The sequence below is a fragment of the Pelovirga sp. genome (assembly GCF_059864205.1).
In genome coordinates this window covers 1-2,463 of record NZ_JCBCBS010000138.1, presented here as the reverse complement: position 1 = coordinate 2,463, position 2,463 = coordinate 1, and the positions used below count along the sequence as shown (strand labels likewise).

Below are 2,463 nucleotides of genomic sequence, written 5' to 3'. Positions count from 1 at the left end.
TCCTGGCGCAGTTGCCGACGGATGGTCTCCAGCAGATCATCCAATCCGACACCGGCCAGGGCCGAAACACGGCAGCAGGGAGCCTTTGCCAGGAAGGTTCCGGCCACCTGTTCGCGCACCTCTTCTTCGATAATATCAAGCCAGTCAGGTTCGACCAGATCACACTTGGAAATGACCAGAATGCCATTCTGGAGCTTAAGCAGTTCCATGATCTGCAGATGCTCACGGGTCTGCTGCATCACCCCTTCGTTAGCATCAACCACGAGCAGAACCAGATCGATACCGGCAATACCACTGAGCATCTGCGGGATAAATTTTTCGTGGCCGGGGACATCAACAACCCCGGCAACCTGTCCATTACCGAGATCGAGGCGGGCAAAACCAAGTTCGATGGAAATCCCCCGTTTTTTTTCTTCAGCCAGGCGATCGGTTTCAACCCCGGTCAAGGCTCTGATCAGCGCCGTCTTACCATGGTCAACGTGGCCGGCGGTACCGATGATGTAATGGCCCTGGCGATTCAGCACAATTCCTCACCTGCTAACGCCGCGAGCAGCAACTGCGCCAGCAGATAATCATCTGCCACAAATACGGCGCGCAGGTTCACCAGCAGTGCATCGTCGCGAATACGGGCAATCAGCGCCGGCGAGTAATCACGCAGGCGCGTGGCAAGGACACTGACGCTACCCTGCCGCGGTCTGATGGCAAGCGCCCAATCGGGCAGTTCCGTCAGCGGCATCGCTCCGCCGCCGACGCGCGAGATATCCTCAACCAGCTCAACATCTGCTGCCGCTCCCTCCTCCTGCAAACGCTGAAGCAGGGCCTCACAGCGGCTTTTTTGCTGCTGTGGGTCAGCAGCAAACATGGTCAACACCGGAATTCCACTAAGAGCCCGCTGCGGCAGCAAGTAAAGCCGCAAGGTTGCTTCAAGGGCGGCCAGGGTTAATTTATCGATACGTAAGGCCCGCGCCAGCGGGTGTTGGGCAATTTTTCGAATGAGGTCTTTGCGACCGACAATGATGCCGGCCTGGGGGCCGCCCAGCAGTTTGTCAGCGCTGAAGGTCACCACATCCACTCCCGAGTGCACCACCTCACCGACGGTTGGTTCTGCCGCCAAGCCAAAAGAGCTCAAATCGATCAGCAGGCCACTGCCGAGATCTTCCATGACGATCAACCGATGTTCGCGGCCAAGCTCCACCAATTCAGCAGATGACACCTCACCCGTGAATCCGACAATCCGGAAATTACTGGTGTGGACCTTGAGCAGAATCGCCGTTTGCTCGCCGATGGCACGGGCGTAATCATGCAGATGGGTGCGGTTGGTACTGCCGACTTCACGTAAATGGACGCCGCCTGCTTCCATCACCTCGGGAATCCGGAAGGCGCCACCGATTTCGACCAGTTCGCCACGGGAAACAATGGCTTCACGATCACGCCCAAGGGCGCTGAGGGCCAGCAGTACCGCACCGGCATTATTATTCACCACCAGTGCCGCTTCGGCGCCGGTCAGGCGACAGAGCAGCCCTTCAACATGACTGTAACGCTCACCGCGCTTGCCATTGCTCATATCCATTTCGAGGGTGGAATAACCGCCGGCGACATCGTTAATCGCCCGCAATGCTTGGGGAGCCAGGGGGGCGCGCCCAAGGTTGGTATGCAGCAGGGTACCGGTGGCATTGATCACCTTACGCAGGGAAGGCTTGAGCAACGCTCGGCAAGAGTCAGCTGCGGCATTGGCGACGGCGGCAGGTTCCAGCGCCTCGCCGCTAAGGGCTGAGGCCCCGCCGTCAAGCAACTGACAACGCAACCAATCAATGTGCTGTTGCACGGCCTCGGTCAGGATATCAGCCGACAACTGATCAGCCAGCGTCTGCAACACCTCCTCGCGCAACACCCGATCAACCGCCGGGAGATGTCGTAGCAGATTTTGTCGTTCGCTCATGCGTTCACCCTTGTAATAACCACATCGATACCTGCATGTGTGCCGTAGCGACTAACAGACACCTATTCACTTTTTTTGCGAGCGGATTCTAACACGACACTAATCAGATGACTAGACCAGTTGTTCCAGTCGTCAGCACAAATCGGTTTTTTCATGTTGACAGTTCAACTCAGGGTTTGCTATAACTCGCCCACTGTAATGGGGCTGTAGCTCAGTTGGGAGAGCGTTTGACTGGCAGTCAAAAGGTCCGCGGTTCGATCCCGCGTAGCTCCACCAGATCACTAGTGTTTTCAGGTACTTACAAGGCTTTTTAAAGACTACCCAACAAAAAACCCACCTACCTGAAAACGCTTGAAATAGAAAAAAAAAGAGGGAACTTTCCCTCGAAACCCTTCGTGCCTCCCCCCCTCCGGCATGAGGGGTTTTTTCTTTTTCGGAGCAGTGTTAGCCGCTCTGATCTTTATATCGTTACCGGAAACGGAATAGTCGTTACTGCGTAACGGTCGCCCATACCATCACAAGGC

The 2,463-nt window shown here is 56.2% G+C and carries 2 protein-coding genes and 1 tRNA gene; 1 reads left to right on the top strand and 2 read right to left on the bottom strand.

What is annotated here, in order from left to right; all coding sequences use genetic code 11:
* Both AC6F7T_RS08935 and selA read right to left on the bottom strand, forming a co-directional pair.
* The coding region (locus tag AC6F7T_RS08935) for a GTP-binding protein (RefSeq protein ID WP_500717993.1) at positions 1 to 524 on the bottom strand (524 nt) is incomplete at its 3' end.
* Positions 518 to 1,939, bottom strand: a complete 1,422-nt coding sequence (gene selA, locus AC6F7T_RS08930; RefSeq protein ID WP_500717990.1) for an L-seryl-tRNA(Sec) selenium transferase — start codon at positions 1,937 to 1,939, stop codon at positions 518 to 520. The genes AC6F7T_RS08935 and selA, both read right to left, overlap by 7 nt.
* 200 nt (positions 1,940 to 2,139) lie before the next feature.
* On the opposite strand from selA, the gene AC6F7T_RS08925 reads away from it, so the two are divergent.
* A tRNA-Ala gene (locus AC6F7T_RS08925) sits at positions 2,140 to 2,215 on the top strand.
* Positions 2,216 to 2,463 lie beyond the last annotated feature (248 nt).